The following is a 14,283-nucleotide window of genomic DNA, read 5'->3' on the forward strand; positions in this document are numbered from 1 at the left end:
CTCGGTGGGCTGTCGGCGGGTGCGACGGGGCCTGGGTGGGTGACGGGGCCGGGTGCTGGTCTGCCGGGTGCGGCTGCTTCAGTCGTCGGGCCTCGTCCGTGGGTACGGCCGGCGCTGGCCGGACGGTTCAGCCGGTGACTGAGGAGGTGACTGAGACGGTGACCGGGACGTCAGCCGGTGACCAGGACGGCCACCGCGTGTCCGGCGGCCTCGCCCGGTTCGTCGTCGCCCGGTTCGGCGGCGATGACCAGCACCCGGTCGGCGTCGCCGTCCGCGAGGAGCAGCGCCGCGAGGTCGAGCGCGTCCGCGGGCACCTGCCCGGGGACGGCGTGGGCCGGGCTGATCGCCACGACGGGGCCGGTCAGGCCCCAGCGGGCGGCGATGTGCCCGAGGACGGCGTTGGGGTTGGACTGGAAGAACAGCAGGGGTGCGGGGCGCCGTCCGGGTTCGGCGCTCCGGTCGATGGCCCGCGCGGTAGCGCGGTCGCCGCCGGCGCTGGCCAGCAGCAGTGCGGTCCGCCCGGGGGCGGGCGGGGCGCCGTGGTGGGCGCGCAGGCAGCGGTCGGCGGTGTCGGCGACCAGCGGGTTGAAGCCGGAGGCGGCGAAGCCGGGCAGCGGTGGCGGCGGGCCGGCCAGGTCGGGGTCGGCCGAGCCGGGGTCGGGTCGGCGGGCCTCGGCGAGGACCCGCAGCCGGGCGGCGGCCGGGGCGGGTGCGGCGCCGACGTTCGTGGCGTCGGGCTCTGTGGCGTCGAAGTCTGTGGCGTCGCTGGTCATGGTGTGGGTGCCGGGGTACGGGGTCGGCGCCGTCGGGCGGCGGACGGCGGGCGGGGGCCGGTGGCCGGTCATGCGGGGGCCACCAGCAGGGCGGTGTTGGCGCCGCCGAAGGCGGAGTTGAGGCTGAGCGCGTAGCGGGGGCGGGCGGCGCGGGGGCCGTCCAGGACGAGGTCCAGGCCGACGTCCGGGTCCGGGCCGAGCCAGCCGGCGTTGACCGGGAGCAGTCCGGTGCCCAACGCGCCGATGGTGACGGCGAGTTCGAGCAGGGCGGAGGCTTCCAGGGCGTGCCCGTGGACGGATTTGCTGGAGCTGACCGGGAGTTCGGCGGTGTGCGCGCCGAAGACCCGGCGCAGCGCGCTCGCCTCGGCCTGGTCGGCGAGGGTGGAGCCGGTGCCGTTGGCGTTGACGTAGCCGACCTCGGCCGGGGCGACGTCGGCGCGGGTGAGCGCGGCCTCGACGGCCCGGGCGACTCCGGCGCCGTCCGGTTCGGGGCGGCACACGTGGTGGGCGTCCCCGGCCCGGCCCCAGCCGGCCAGCCGGGCGAGGGCGGCGGCGCCGCGCCGTTCGGCGGCCGGGGCGGCCTCGACCAGCACGGCGGCGGCCGCGTCGCCGAGCAGGGTGCCCGTGCGGCCGGTGCTGAACGGGCGCAGCTCGCCGTCCCGGGCCAGCGCGCGGCCGGCGTCGAAGACGGCGAAGACGCCCGGCTCGACCAGGTGCCCGGCCGCGACCAGGACCCGCTCGTGCCGCCCGGTGGCGACCAGCGCCGCGGCGTCCGCGACGGCGGTCGCGGCTGCCACGCAGGCGCCGGTGTACACCCGGGTGACGCCCGCGGTGCCCCAGGCGGCGCGGACGCCGGCGGCCACCGCGTCGGCGGTGCCCCTGGTCCGTTCGTCGCTGTGCAGGGCGAGCAGGACGGGCGTGTCCGCGCCGTCGGCGGCGGTCAGTCCGGCCTGGCGGCAGGCCTGGCCGACGGCGTCGAGCACCGCGCGGGCCAGCGGGAAGGTGTGCGCGAGCGGCACGTCGTCGGGTAGCAGGGCGGCCCGGGTGGTGCGGCGGGCGCTCACGTCGAAGCGGGTGACCGGGCCGAAGGCGGTCTTGCCGTGGGCGGCGGCCTCGGTCAGCGGGCCGAGTCCGCGCCCGGCGGCGCTGAGCACGCCGAGCCCGGTGACCACCGGCCGGCCGCGCGGCCGGTGCGCGGAGGGCGCGCCGGTGGTCATGGCCGGGCGCCCACACGTTCGGCCAGGACGGCCGCGCGCAGCAGTTCGGTGGCGTCGTCGACCGTCCGGACGGCGCCGAAGCGGTCGTCGTCGAGGTCCACCTGGATGTCGTAGCGCTGTTCGAACTCGGCTATGAGCCACGTGAGTTCGAGCGATCCGAGGTCATCGGGCACGGTGTCGGCGGCGCGCTGCCCGAACGCCGCCAGCATCGCGCGGACCTCGGCCCGGTCGGGGAGGGCGGAGCCGCTCACGCCGGGCTGCCGGCGGTGGCGGTGGCAGTGGCTGCGCTGGCGTCGATCCGCTTGACGACGTCGGCGGTGAACTCGTCGAGCGTCATCAGCGCGGTGGTCTCCATCTCGTCGAGGTCGAACTTGATCCCGAACTCGTCCTCGACCTGCACCGACAGCTCGGCCAGCGCGAGCGATTCGAGGTCCAGCCCGGCCGGGCCGAGGTCGGTGTCCCCGGTGACCTCGGAGACGTCGTACTGCATCTCGGTGAGCGAGGCGAGGACGAACTCGCGGACGCGGTCCTGCATGGTGTGGCTCCTTGTCGGGGTGCGTGCGGTGGATCAGAGCGCGGCGGCCGTGGCGGTGCTGCGCAGGGCGGCCGGGTCGCGCAGGAGTTTTCCGGTGGCGGTACGGGGGAGTCGGGGCAGCAGGGCGAGCCGTCGCGGCCGCTTGTAGGCGGCGAGCCGGCGGGCCAGCCCGTCCTGGACGAGGGCGAGGTCGGCGTCGGGTTCGGTGGCGAGGTAGGCCTCGATCGCGCCGTCCTCGAAGACCACGACGGCCTCGCGGACCTCGGGCAGCGCGGTGAGCGTCTGCTCGATCTCGGTGAGGTCGACCTTGAGGCCGCCGATCGAGACCTGTGAGTCCAGCCGGCCGAGGACGGTGACCAGGCCGGTGGCCGGGTCGAGTTCGGCCGCGTCGCGGGTGTGCAGCCAGCCGTCCGACCAGCGGGTCGGGTCGTCCAGCCCCGGGTAGGGCGAGGCCTCCGTGCCGATCCGCAGCTCGCCCGCGACCAGCCGCAGCCGCATCCCGTGGACGGGCTGCTTGGCCGGGTGGAGCGCGCCGGACAGGTCGGTGGCGATGACCCCGGTCTCGGTCATCCCGTACATGGTGCCGAGCGGGACGCCGTAGCGGTCGGCGAACAGCGCGGGCAGGCCCGGGCGGACCAGTTCGCCGGCCACGATCATCCGCCGCAGCCCCGGCAGCGCCGGGGGATTGACGGCGCCGGCCAGCAGTTCGGCGTGGAAGGGCACCCCGATGACGGTGGTCGGCCGGTCGCCGGCGGCGACCGCGGCGAGGATGCCCGCCGCCGTCATCCGCTCGGGCACGGCGAGCGCGACCCGCGCGTGCAGACTGTTGAGCAGTCCGCCGACCAGGCCGAGCACGTGCACCACGGAGGACAGCAGGACGACCCGCTCGCCCTCGCCGGGGAACTCCACCAGCCTGTGGTAGCAGTCGAGTTCGCGGAGCAGGTCGGCGGCCGTGCGGGCGATGACCTTGGCCGGGCCGGTGGATCCGGAGCTGAGCTGGATCAGCGCGTGCCCGGTGCGGGCCGGGAGCCCGTCCGGCAGTCGGACGGCCACCGGCTCGACCTCGGAGAAGCCGCGCAGAGCGGCCGCGGGCCGGTGGGCGGAGCCTACCAGGACCTGCGGGGCCAGCCGCGCCACCGCCGCGTCGACCTCGTGGTCGGTCAAGCGGTGGTCGAGCAGGGCCACTTGGGCACCGAGCCGCCAGCACGCCAGCAGCACCGTGACGAACGCCACCGAGGGCGGCAGTCGTAGCGCGGCGGTGCCGCCGGGGCCGAGTCCGGCCGCGGCGAGGTGCGCGGCCTGTTCGTCGACCAGGGCGCGCAGGGCGTCCCGGTCGAGTGGTCCGCCGAGATGCAGGCACTCCTCGCCTCCGGGACCGGCCAGCAACAGCCGGTCGACCCAGGCGTCCGGGGCGTCGGCGTGCGGCGGCGAGGAAGGCGGAAGTGAAGAGGGGGAAATGCCGGTCAACACCGCTCCACACAAGTGAGGGGATTTGACATGAACGCCGTTCACAACCAAAACGGTCAATTCCGTTGCCAGACGATTGCACAGACGTTTGGTCAAATCAAGGTCTATACCAATGCGGTTGTTGCTCCTACGCTGCCGAACCGGGGCTGGTCCACGCGTGGCCGCCCGGAATCGAGGACGCCCGTGGGAGAACTCACGCTGGCCGGGATGGAGCACGCCGCGCGCGCGCAACTTTCCCCGGAAATATGGGACTTCATCGAGGGTGGCAGCGGCACGGAACGCACCGTGGCGGCGAACCGGGAAATGTTCGCGCGCTATGCACTGCGCCCGCGCACGATGGTCGACGTCTCCGACTGCTCGCCCGGGCGCACGCTGCTCGGCGCGCCGCTCGGCCTGCCGGTCGGCATCGCCCCGATGGCCTACCACCGGCTGGTCGACCCGGAGGGCGAGACCGCCACCGCGCGCGCCGCCGGCCGCGCCGGGGCCCTGCTGGTCGCCGGCATGTTCGCCAGCCGCACCCTGGAGGAGATCGCGGCCGCCGCCACCGGCCCGCTCTGGCTCCAGCTGTACTGGCTGCGCGAACGCGCCGCGCTCGCCGCCCTGGTCGAACGCGCCGAGGCGGCCGGCTACTCCGCGCTCGTCCTGACCGTGGACGCCCCCAGGATCGGCCGCCGCCTGCGCGACCTGCGCAACGGCTTCGCGATCCCGCCCGCCGTCCGCGCCGTCAACCTGGACCAGGACCTGATGTCCGCCAGCCACCGCGTGACGGACGGCGGTTCGGGCATCGCCGAGCACGCCCGCGAACAGTTCGACCCCACCCTGACCTGGGCCGACCTCGACTGGCTGCGCGCCCGCACCCGGCTGCCGCTGGTCCTCAAGGGCATCCTGACCGCCGAGGACGCCCGGCTCGCCGCCGAGCACGGCGCCGACGCCGTCGTGGTCTCCAACCACGGCGGGCGGCAACTCGACGGCGCACTGCCCTCCCTGGCCGCACTGCCCGAGGTCGTCGACGCCGTACCCGCCGACCTGCCGGTGCTGCTCGACGGCGGGGTGCGCACCGGCGCCGACATCGCCGTCGCGCTCGCCCTCGGCGCCCGCGCCGTCCTGGTCGGCCGTCCGGTGCTCTGGGGCCTCGCCACCGAGGGGGAGGCCGGCGTGCACCGCGTCCTCGACCTGCTGCGCGAGGAACTGGAGCACACCATGGCCCTGTTGGGCCGCCCCCGGCTCGCCGACCTGGACCGCACGGCCCTCGCCCCCTGGCCCTGCCCGGCCCGCTGAACCGCGCACCGCCCGCACCACGTTGTCCTTACTGGATGGAGAACAGCAGATGACCGAACCGACCCCCGAGACCGAACGCAACGACCCCTTCCCCGGCTGGGACTGGGACGACCCCGACGGCCTCGCCACCCGCCTGGACGCCTTCAGCGAGCAGGTCGCCACCTGCGACACGCTCGAAGCGCACCCCGGCGGGCTGCCCCGCGACCACGCCGGATTCCGCGAACTCGGACTCACCGGGATCGAGTTCGCCGCCTTCCGGACCGCCCACCCGGAAGGGCTCGGCAGCGACCTCACCGCCCTGCGCAGCCCCGGCGCCGCCACCGAACCCGGCACCCTCTACCGGATCGACGGCGACCGCTGGTTCACCCAGCTCGACATCGGCCGGCCGCTGCCGTTCGCCGACGCCAGCGTCGACTGGGTCTACGCCGAGCACCTGATCGAGCACGTCACCATGCCGGTCGCGGTCGGCTGGCTGCGCGAGGCCCGCCGCGTCCTGCGCCCCGGCGGCGTGCTGCGCCTCACCACCCCGGACCTCGCCCGCTACCTGGCCGGCTACGCCAACGGGGACGGCTTCCTCGCCAAGCACCGCCGCCGCCTCACCACCCTCGGCTTCGGCCCGCCGATGCCCGCCCGCCCGGCCTTCCTGGTCAACCAGATCTTCCGTTACTACGGGCACCAGTGGATCTACGACCTGGACGAGCTGCGCCACGTCCTCGCCCTCGCCGGCTTCGAACCGGAGCGGATCCGCCACTGCGCCTACCGCCAGGGTGCCCGCCCCGACGTCGCCGACCTCGACACCGCGTTCCGCACCGACGAGACCGTCTACGTCGAAGCCGACCGTTAGGCCCGTAGACCCATAGGCTCGCCAGGCCCTCGGGTCCTTGGGCTCATAGCCCCCTGGACCCTGGGCCCCCGCCGACGCCTCCGCACCGGATCTGTACCGAACGGGACCACCCCATGCCCCTGCACCCCCAGGCCGAGGCGCTGCGCGCCCGGCGCGCGAGCAGCGGTGCGCCGCCGCTCTACACCCTCACGCTGGCCGAGGCCCGCGCCGCCGACCTCGCCGACATCCGCGCCGCGGCCGGGAGCCCCGAGCCGGTCGCCGCCGTCGAGGAGCACCGCATCCCCGGACCGGGCGGCGAACTCGCCCTACGGCTCTACCGTCCCGAGCCGCCAGGCCGTCAACTTCCTGCCCTGCTCTATCTGTTCGGCGGTGGGTGGGCCCTCGGCTCGCCCGACACCAGCGACGCGATCTGCCGCCGGCTGACCAACGCGGCCGGCTGCGTCACCGTCTCCGTCGGCTACCGGCTCGCCCCCGAACACCCCTTCCCCGCGGCCGTCCAGGACTGCCGCGCCGCGCTGTACTGGCTCGCCGCACACGCCGGCGAACTCGGCGTCGACCCGGGCCGGCTCGCCGTCGGCGGCGACAGCGCCGGCGGCAACCTCACCGCCGCCCTCACCCTGATCGCCCGCGACGAGAACGGCCCGGCCCTGCGCCACCAGCTGCTCGTCTACCCCAACACCGACCACGCCGCCGACACCCCCTCGCTGCGCGAGCACGACGACCCGATGCTCTTCAACCGCCGCTCGGTGGACTGGTACTGGGGCCACTACCTGGCCGACCCCGCCGACGGCGCCCACCCGCACGCCTCCCCGCTGCGCGCCCCCGGCCTGGCCGGACTGCCGCCCGCGACCGTCATCACCGCCGAGTACGACCCGCTGCGCGACGAGGGCGAGCAGTACGCCGAGGCGCTGCGCGCGGCCGGGGTACCGGTGGAGAGCCGCCGCTACGACGGCATGCCGCACGGTTTCTTCGCCATGACCGGCACCCTGGACGCGGCCGCCGACGCCCAGCGCTACGCCGCCGAGCGGCTGCGCGAGGCCCTGCGGTGAGCGCGCCCGAGCCCCTGCCCCTGGCCGACCTGCACGCCAGCCTGGCCGACCCGCTGCTGGACGCGATGACCTTCCTCAACGAGGTCACCACCCGCTACCCCGACGCCGTCTCCTTCGCCCCCGGCCGCCCCTACGAGGGCTTCTTCGAACCCGAGGACGTCCCCGCCTACCTGGACACCTACCTCGCCCACCTGGCGGCCCGCGGCCTCGACCGGGACGCCGTGCGCACCGCGCTGTTCCAGTACGGCCCCACCAAGGGGATCATCGCCGACCTGGTCGCCCGCACCCTCGCCAACGACGAGGGCCTGGCGGTGGCCCCCGAGGCCCTGGTGCTGACGGTCGGCGCCCAGGAGGGCATGCTGCTCACCCTGCGCGCCCTGTGCGCCGGCCCGGACGACGTCCTGCTGGTCAGCTCGCCCTGCTACGTCGGCGTCACCGGCGCCGCCCGGCTGCTCGACCTGACCACCCTGCCCGTCCCCGAGGGCCCGGCTGGCGGCCCCGACCCGGAGGCCGTGCGCGCCGCCGCCCGGGCGGCGCGGGCCGAGGGCCGCCGCCCGCGCGCCCTCTACGTCGTCCCGGACTTCGCCAACCCCTCGGGCACCAGCATGCCCGTCGCGGCCCGCACCCGGCTGCTGGAGACGGCCGCCGAGGAGGGCCTGCTCGTCATCGAGGACAACCCGTACGGCTTCTTCGCCCGCGACCCGGGGGAGCGGCCGACGCTCAAGGCGCTCGACCGCCGCCGCCAGGTGGTCTACCTGGGCTCCTTCGCCAAGACCTGCTTCCCCGGCGCCCGCCTCGGCTACGTCGTGGCCGACCAGGAGGTGGCCGGCCCCGGCGGGCGGCGCACCCTGCTGGCGGACGAACTGGCCAAGCTGAAGAGCATGACGACGGTCAACACGCCCGCGCTCAGCCAGGCCGTCATCGGCGGCATGCTGCTGCGCCACGACTGCCGGCTGCGCGCCGCCAACGCCGCCGCCACGGCCCACTACGCGGCCGGCATGGACACCCTGCTGCGGGAGCTGGACCGGCACTTCCCGGCCTCCGAGCGGCGCCGTCTGGGCGTGTCCTGGAACCGGCCCGAGGGCGGCTTCTTCGCCGTGCTGACCGTCCCGTTCGCCGCCGACGACGCGGCGATGGAACGCTGCGCCCGCGGCTACGGGGTGCTGTGGACGCCGATGGCGCCGTTCTACCCGGCGGGCGGCGGGGAGCACCGCCTACGGCTCTCGATCAGTTCACTGACGCAGGCTCAGATCATCGACGGTGTGGCCAAGTTGGCGGCGTTCATCGCCTCCTGAGCGATCGCTTCCTGAGCGACGCTCGCCACAGCAGGAGGGGCCCGGCTCGCGAGCCGGGCCCCTCCTCGTGCATGTGTCCCATCCTCGTGCGCTGTGTCTCAGCGCACCCGGGTGGAGAACAATCGGGCCGACCAGTACACCGACAGCACGGTCATCACCACGACGACCAGCAGGCCCTGCCACACCGCACTGTCCCCGAGGTGGCCGGAGAACAGCGCGCGCATGCCCTCCACCGCCCAGTAGAAGGGGTTCCACTTGGCGGTCTGCTGCAGCCAGTGCGGCGCCAGGGTGAGCGGCAGCAGCACCCCCGAGAGCAGTGCGATCGGCTGCGCGATGGTGTTCACCACCGGTGCCATCGCCGCGTCCGTCGGCACCATCAGCGCGATGCCGTAGGAGATCGCCGAGGTCATCAGCGCCAGCAGCCCGAGCAGCAGGTAGGCGAGCAGCAGGTTCAGCGGGCTCACCCGCAGCCCGAACGGCAGCGCGATCAGGGTGATCAGGACGGCCTGCACCAGCAGCGCCACCATCTCCCGCAGCGCCCGCCCGAGCAGCAGCGCCAGCCGGCTCACCGGCGTCACCCGGGCGCGCTCGATGATGCCGGCCTTCAGCTCGCCGAGCAGGCTGAAGCCGGTGAACAGCCCGCCGAAGATGCACAGCACCGCCAACAGGCCCGGCACGTACATCTGGTAGGTGTCGGCGTAGCTGCCGGCACCGCCGGGGACGAGCACCTTCTTCAGCAGCGGGGCGAACAGCAGCAGGTAGAGCACGGGCTGGATGATCCCGACGGCGATCCAGATCGGGGTGCGGATCATCAGCAGCACCTGGCGCTGGAAGACCAGCCAGGTGTCGCGGGCGAGCTTCATGGTCTCCCCAGGAATGGGCGGATCAGGACTGCTGGAGCGAACGGCCGGTGCGGGCCAGGAACACGTCGTCCAGGCTGGGGCGTTGGAGCTGGACGGTGCCGGGCGTCACGCCCGCCCCGTCCAGCGCGCGCAGCAGCTGCGGGATGGCCGCCGCGCCGTCCTCCAGGTAGAGCCGCAGTCCGTCCTCCCCGCTGAACTCCAGCCGGTGCAGGTAGGGCTGCGGGCGCAGCACCTCGGCGGCCCGCTCGGCGACGCCCTCTCCGGGCTCCAGTCCGAGCAGCACGACGTCGCCGGAGATCTCGCGCTTGAGCACCTCGGGCGTGCCCTCGGCCACCACCTGGCCGTGGTCGACGATCGCGACCCGGTCGCACAGGGCGTCGGCCTCGTCGAGGTAGTGCGTGGTGACGACGACGGTCATGCCCTCGGTGCGCAGCCGGCGGATCTCCTCCCACACGTACGCCCGGCTGGCCGGGTCCAGCCCGACCGTGGGCTCGTCCAGGAACAGCACCCGGGGCTCGTGGATGACGCCGAGCGCGATGTCCACCCGGCGGCGCTGGCCGCCGGAGTAGGTGGCGCACGGGCGGTCGCCGAATTCGGCCAGGTCGAAGGCCTTGAGCGCGCCCTCGGCGGCCTGGACGGCCTGCGCCTTGGCGGCGCCGTACATCCGGGCCTGGAGCACCAGCTCCTCGCGGGCGCTGACGGTGTCGGTGGTGCCGCCGCCCTGGGCGACGTAGCCGATCCGGCGGCGTACACCGGCCGGGTCGGTGAAGAGGTCGGCCCCGGCGATGCTGGCCTGACCGCCGTCCGGGCGGATCAGGGTGGCCAGCATGCGCAGGGTGGTGGTCTTCCCGGCACCGTTGGGCCCGAGGAAACCGTAGATCTCGCCCGCGTCGACGGACAGGTCGATGCCGCGCACAGCGTCGACGGTGGGGTTCTCGCCGCTCTTGCGGGAGGTCTTCTTGCGATAGGACTTGCGCAGTCCCGTGGTCTCGATCAACCGGAACTCCCGTGCGGGGATGGGCTGCCACGGCACCTGGGAAGGCGGTGCTCGGCACCTGCGAAGGCGGTGCTGGGCGCCACCCTAGGACGAACCCCGGCCCGGTGACAATGGCCTAGACCAATGGACGTTGATCTTCCGGTCTGCTACAGGGCCCCCGGTAGCGGCTGCCGGAAGTCCCGCCCGGCTCGGGCCGACAGGGCCTCCAGCCGGTCCGCGGCCGCGGCCGCCCCGCCGCCCGAGCGCAGCGCCTCGCCGACCCGAACCGCGTTGTGCCGGTAGTCGGCCGTGTCCAGGACGGCCCGCAGGGCCTGCGCCAGCGCCTCCGGCGTCACCCGGGCGAACGGCACCCGCAGCCCCGCCCCGGCCGCCGCCACCTGCGCCGCGACGAACGGCTGGTCGTGCCGGATCGGTGCGGTGACCAGCGGCAGGCCGTGCGTCAGGGCCTCGCCGACGGTGTTCATCCCGCCGTGGCACAGCACCGCGTCCAGCGCGCCGCGCGCCATCAGCTCCAGCACCGGCGCCCGGTCCACCGCGACGGCCTGCGGCGGCAGTTCGGGCAGCAGCTCGCGCGGGGCGGCGAACACCGGCTGCACGTCGTCGCCGGACAGCTCCAACGCCCGGGCGGCCCGTGCGTGGAAGTCCGCGCCCAGCTCGCCGGCCAGCGTGCCCATGGTGACCAGCACCCGTCGGCGCCCGGGCAGCAGCCGCTCCCACGGGAAGTCCGGATCGGCCGGCCGGGCGGACTGGACCGGCCCGACCAGCGCGTGGTGCGGGGGCGGCGCGTCGTCACCGGTCAGCGCGGGGCCGGTGGTCGCCAGCACCAGGGCGGGCGAGAAGCGCGGGTCCACGTACTCCTGCGCGGGCAGCCGGGCGCGCTCCCACAACCCGCGCAGCAGGCCGGTCATCCAGGCCTCCACCTGCGGCAACGCCCGGTACGGCCGGCCCAGTTCCATCGCCCCGGGCGCGAAGCTCGCCCACGGCAGGCCGTGCCGGTGGGCGGCCAGCGCGCCCGCCGGGGTGTGCTGGTCGACGAGCAGGACGTCCGGCCGGAACTCCCGCACGATCGCGTCCAGCGGCTTCGCGGTGAACCGCGCGTACGGGACGATGAAGCCCTCCCAGAGCGAACGCAGCGCGGCGAGCCCGTGCCCGCCCTGCACCCGGAAGGCCCGGGTGCCGGTGCCGAGCACCTGGGCCTGGGGGCCGAGCAGCGGGCGCAGCACCGACTCGGTGCCGGTCCATGCGACGTCGTGTCCGCGCGCGGTCAACTCGGCGGCGATGCCCGCCGCGGGATTGACGTGCCCGGTCAACGGGGGCATCACCAGCAGGAACCGGGTCATCGTGCACCCTCCTCGGGGATCAGTTTCTGCAGGTCGGCGACGGTCAGCGCTTCCAAGGCGGCCAGGTCCAGCCCGGCGCGCAGCCGGGCCAGGTCGGCGGCCGGGCCGAAGCGTTCGCGCAGGCGCCCGGCGAGCGCGGCCAGCTCGCCCTCGTCGAGCAGCAGGTCGCCGTCCAGCCGGGCGTCCGGGGTCAGCCGGTCGGCCCAGCCGGGAGGCGCCCCGGCGGCCTCGACCAGCAGCGCGACCAGCTCGGGGTGCAACGGCGCGGCGGGGTGGTGCGGTTCACGGTCGGACGACGTGTGAGAAATGGCATCGGACATCGAAGGGGGTCTCCCACCTGCTCGACGGCACGGGGGTGAACGCGCCCGCCCCGGAGGCGGATTCGGCGGCCTCGGAGACGAACGCGACGGTGAAGGGGCCCGAGATCACTTGTGCGACCCGGCGGGCGTCGGAATACTAGCCCGCGTGACAGCACTGGAGGCAGTGGCCGTTCACCTCCCCCCGCACGCCGTGCCCATCGAGGCGGTTGGTGAGCGGATCGGCCTGACCCCACGTCAACTTCGACTCTTCCGCCGCTTCCACGGACTGGACCAGCTCCGTCTGGACCCGTCCGGGACGCTGCCCGACCTGCTTGACTCCGCCCTCGACAACCTGCCTGAGCTGCGCGGACGCGAACGGGACGTCCGCTTCGTGATCCACGCGCGCAGCATGCCGGTGGCGGTGCCCTACCCGCTCAACCCACTGCACGACCTGCTCGCCCCGCGCGGCCTCGCGCACGCCAACGCCTTCACGGTGACCCACCACGCGTGCGCGGTGGGCCTGCTGGCCATCGACCTGGCCGGCCGGCTGCTCGCCGCCGAGCCCGACCCGCGGGCGCTGGCGGTCATCCTGGCGGGCGAGAAGACCTTCACCAAGGACGCCCAGGTGGTGCCCGAGACCGGTATCTTCGCCGAGGGCGCGGCCGCCTGTCTGGTGAGCGCCGACGGCGAGCGCCACCGGGTGCTCTCCTTCGCGGTGCGCCAGCGCCCGGAGTTCGACGGCCGACTGGCCGAGGACGCGGACCTCCTGGCCCGCTACCAGCGCGAGTACCCGAACGTGATGGTGGAGGCGATCGAGGCCGCCCTGGACGAGGCAGGTCTGGACCTCTCCGACCTGGCCGCGGTGCTTCCGCACAACGTCAACCAGGCGTCGTGGCGGATGATAGCGCGCCGGATCGGCTATCCGCTCGACAAGGTGGTGCTGGACAACGTGCTGTCGGTGGGGCACAGTTTCGCTGCGGACAGCCTCATCAATCTTCACACCGCCACCACACGGGGGCTGCTGCGCCGCGGCGACCACTACCTGATCGCCGCCGCCGGTGTCGGAGCCACGTTCTCCGCAATGGCGGTCCGCTGCTGACGAAGCGTCGGCTTCGTCCATCCTTCCCATGCCAGACCACTCTCCCACGTACGACGGGACGGGACACCCATGTCAGAACCTGTGGTCCAGACCACTGACCCCGAGCTGCGCGAGCGGATCCGCACCGGCATCGGCGAACTGCTGCCCCGCGTCCTCAAGCGCGAACTGCCCGAGATCCCCGAGAACGCCTGCCTCTTCGACGATCTCGGCCTCACCTCGGCCGGCACCATCGAGCTCATCCTGGAGCTGGAGGAGTCGCTCGACATCCAGGTGGACGTCGAGCAGATCACCGAGGACGACCTGCGCTCGGTCACCAAGCTGGCCGACTACGTCGCCGGACACGTCATCCCCGAGGACTGACCAGGTGGCCGACCACGGCCTGCGGATCACCCGGGTGCTCGCGCGGCGCTTCGACGGGCGCTCGGAGGCCTCGCTCCACCCGGACCTGCGGGTGTTCGTCTCCGACCTCGTCCGCCCCTACGGCCTGCCGCTGCGCGAGGACCTGCTGCGCGAGGGCGTCGGCCACTCCTACGAGGAGCTGGCCGCCGACCTGCTGCGCGAGGCGCTCGCCGAGGACGAGCCCGTCGACCTGCTGATCCTGGCCTTCGACACCCCGGACGTCCGACCGGGCGCGCCGTCCTCGCTGGCGCTCAGCCGGTCCTGTCCGGGCACGCCGCTCGCCTTCGCGGTCTGCGACCAGGGCGTCGCCGCGGCCTTCACCGCGCTGCGCCTCGCGGTCGACTACCACCGCACCGGATCCTGCCGTCGGGCGGTCGTGGTGCTCGCCGAGCAGACCGCGCTGCACCACGAGCCGGCCGCGCCGGTGTCGCTTCCGGAGCGGCACGGTGTGGTGGTGCTGGTCTGCGAGGAGGCCCCCGGGCCTGATATGACGATCCATCAGATACCTGGTGCCGGGCTGTCGGACACGGTGGTGCGGGATCGGGCTGCCGAGCTGGGGCCCGACCCGGCGCTCGTGCTCGGCCCCGGGCTGGCCGGTGCCGACGGTGCGGCCGCCCAGCCGTTCACCGGGGCCTGGGCGGAGCTCGCCGAGCAGCTGCCCGCCTGGCGGGCGCAGGGGCGCCCCGTCCTGGTCGCCGACCTGGACCGCCGGCTCGGCGTGCTGAGCACGTTGACCCTTCCGTAGCCATGGTTCGGTTCATGCCAACTCGCCTGCCTCGCACAGGAATTGATGAACCATCGGTTTGGTAGACGATTGGTCTGGACCAG

At 74.3% G+C, this 14,283-nt stretch carries 16 protein-coding genes; 7 read left to right on the forward strand and 9 right to left on the reverse strand.

Annotated elements, in window-relative coordinates; all coding sequences use genetic code 11:
• Positions 1–170: 170 nt before the first annotated feature.
• The 5 genes from ACFWPT_RS13885 to ACFWPT_RS13905 are packed head-to-tail and all read right to left on the reverse strand — an operon-like array spanning position 171 to position 3,995.
• The gene (locus tag ACFWPT_RS13885; RefSeq protein ID WP_380481889.1) at positions 171–845 is read right to left on the reverse strand and encodes a hypothetical protein; all 675 of its coding nucleotides are present in this window, start codon (positions 843–845) and stop codon (positions 171–173) included.
• Positions 842–1,990, reverse strand: a complete 1,149-nt coding sequence (locus ACFWPT_RS13890; RefSeq protein ID WP_380481891.1) for a beta-ketoacyl synthase N-terminal-like domain-containing protein — start codon at positions 1,988–1,990, stop codon at positions 842–844. The genes ACFWPT_RS13885 and ACFWPT_RS13890 overlap by 4 nt, the downstream gene beginning before the upstream one ends.
• Complete coding sequence (locus tag ACFWPT_RS13895) at positions 1,987–2,241, reverse strand: acyl carrier protein (protein WP_380481893.1); 255 nt, start codon at positions 2,239–2,241, stop codon at positions 1,987–1,989. Before ACFWPT_RS13895 ends, ACFWPT_RS13890 begins: the two co-directional genes overlap by 4 nt.
• Entirely contained in the window at positions 2,238–2,525 is a 288-nt protein-coding gene (locus ACFWPT_RS13900) for a phosphopantetheine-binding protein (protein ID WP_380377453.1), read from the reverse strand. Before ACFWPT_RS13900 ends, ACFWPT_RS13895 begins: the two co-directional genes overlap by 4 nt.
• Positions 2,526–2,558: 33 nt before the next feature.
• Positions 2,559–3,995 carry a class I adenylate-forming enzyme family protein gene (locus tag ACFWPT_RS13905; protein ID WP_380481895.1) on the reverse strand — a complete coding sequence of 479 codons (1,437 nt, stop codon included), beginning with the start codon at positions 3,993–3,995 and terminating at the stop codon, positions 2,559–2,561.
• A gap of 180 nt (positions 3,996–4,175) precedes the next feature.
• Here ACFWPT_RS13905 and ACFWPT_RS13910 point away from each other — a divergent pair, with 180 nt between their 5' ends.
• The 4 genes from ACFWPT_RS13910 (at position 4,176) to ACFWPT_RS13925 (ending at position 8,458) form a co-directional block, all read left to right on the forward strand.
• The gene (locus tag ACFWPT_RS13910) at positions 4,176–5,270 is read left to right on the forward strand and encodes an alpha-hydroxy acid oxidase (RefSeq protein WP_380377449.1); all 1,095 of its coding nucleotides are present in this window, start codon (positions 4,176–4,178) and stop codon (positions 5,268–5,270) included.
• A 49-nt stretch (positions 5,271–5,319) separates the two neighbouring features.
• Positions 5,320–6,114, forward strand: coding sequence for a class I SAM-dependent methyltransferase (locus ACFWPT_RS13915; RefSeq protein ID WP_380481897.1), 795 nt, complete (start codon positions 5,320–5,322; stop codon positions 6,112–6,114).
• A gap of 113 nt (positions 6,115–6,227) precedes the next feature.
• Positions 6,228–7,163, forward strand: coding sequence for an alpha/beta hydrolase (locus tag ACFWPT_RS13920; protein WP_380481899.1), 936 nt, complete (start codon positions 6,228–6,230; stop codon positions 7,161–7,163).
• Positions 7,160–8,458, forward strand: a complete 1,299-nt coding sequence (locus tag ACFWPT_RS13925) for a PLP-dependent aminotransferase family protein (RefSeq protein ID WP_380481901.1) — start codon at positions 7,160–7,162, stop codon at positions 8,456–8,458. The genes ACFWPT_RS13920 and ACFWPT_RS13925 overlap by 4 nt, the downstream gene beginning before the upstream one ends.
• 98 nt (positions 8,459–8,556) lie before the next feature.
• Here the strand turns inward: ACFWPT_RS13925 and ACFWPT_RS13930 are convergent, their stop codons facing one another.
• From ACFWPT_RS13930 to ACFWPT_RS13945, 4 genes are all read right to left on the reverse strand, one after another.
• Positions 8,557–9,321 carry an ABC transporter permease gene (locus ACFWPT_RS13930; protein WP_380481903.1) on the reverse strand — a complete coding sequence of 255 codons (765 nt, stop codon included), beginning with the start codon at positions 9,319–9,321 and terminating at the stop codon, positions 8,557–8,559.
• Positions 9,322–9,343: 22 nt separating this feature from the next.
• The gene (locus ACFWPT_RS13935) at positions 9,344–10,318 is read right to left on the reverse strand and encodes an ATP-binding cassette domain-containing protein (protein WP_063350668.1); all 975 of its coding nucleotides are present in this window, start codon (positions 10,316–10,318) and stop codon (positions 9,344–9,346) included.
• A gap of 146 nt (positions 10,319–10,464) precedes the next feature.
• Complete coding sequence (locus ACFWPT_RS13940; protein WP_380481905.1) at positions 10,465–11,658, reverse strand: glycosyltransferase; 1,194 nt, start codon at positions 11,656–11,658, stop codon at positions 10,465–10,467.
• Positions 11,655–11,978, reverse strand: a complete 324-nt coding sequence (locus tag ACFWPT_RS13945) for a hypothetical protein (RefSeq protein ID WP_159398581.1) — start codon at positions 11,976–11,978, stop codon at positions 11,655–11,657. Before ACFWPT_RS13945 ends, ACFWPT_RS13940 begins: the two co-directional genes overlap by 4 nt.
• A gap of 145 nt (positions 11,979–12,123) precedes the next feature.
• Here ACFWPT_RS13945 and ACFWPT_RS13950 point away from each other — a divergent pair, with 145 nt between their 5' ends.
• From ACFWPT_RS13950 to ACFWPT_RS13960, 3 genes are all read left to right on the forward strand, one after another.
• Positions 12,124–13,056 (forward strand): 3-oxoacyl-[acyl-carrier-protein] synthase III C-terminal domain-containing protein, encoded by a 933-nt coding sequence (locus ACFWPT_RS13950; protein ID WP_380377438.1) that lies wholly within the window; start codon positions 12,124–12,126, stop codon positions 13,054–13,056.
• A 69-nt stretch (positions 13,057–13,125) separates the two neighbouring features.
• A complete protein-coding gene (locus ACFWPT_RS13955) occupies positions 13,126–13,416 on the forward strand; it encodes a phosphopantetheine-binding protein (RefSeq protein ID WP_079136143.1) in 291 nt (96 codons plus the stop codon).
• Positions 13,417–13,420: 4 nt separating this feature from the next.
• Positions 13,421–14,200, forward strand: coding sequence for a hypothetical protein (locus tag ACFWPT_RS13960; protein ID WP_380481907.1), 780 nt, complete (start codon positions 13,421–13,423; stop codon positions 14,198–14,200).
• Positions 14,201–14,283: the final 83 nt, after the last annotated feature.

It is taken from the genome of Kitasatospora sp. NPDC058478 (assembly GCF_042720345.1).
Classification (GTDB): Bacteria; Actinomycetota; Actinomycetes; order Streptomycetales; family Streptomycetaceae; genus Kitasatospora.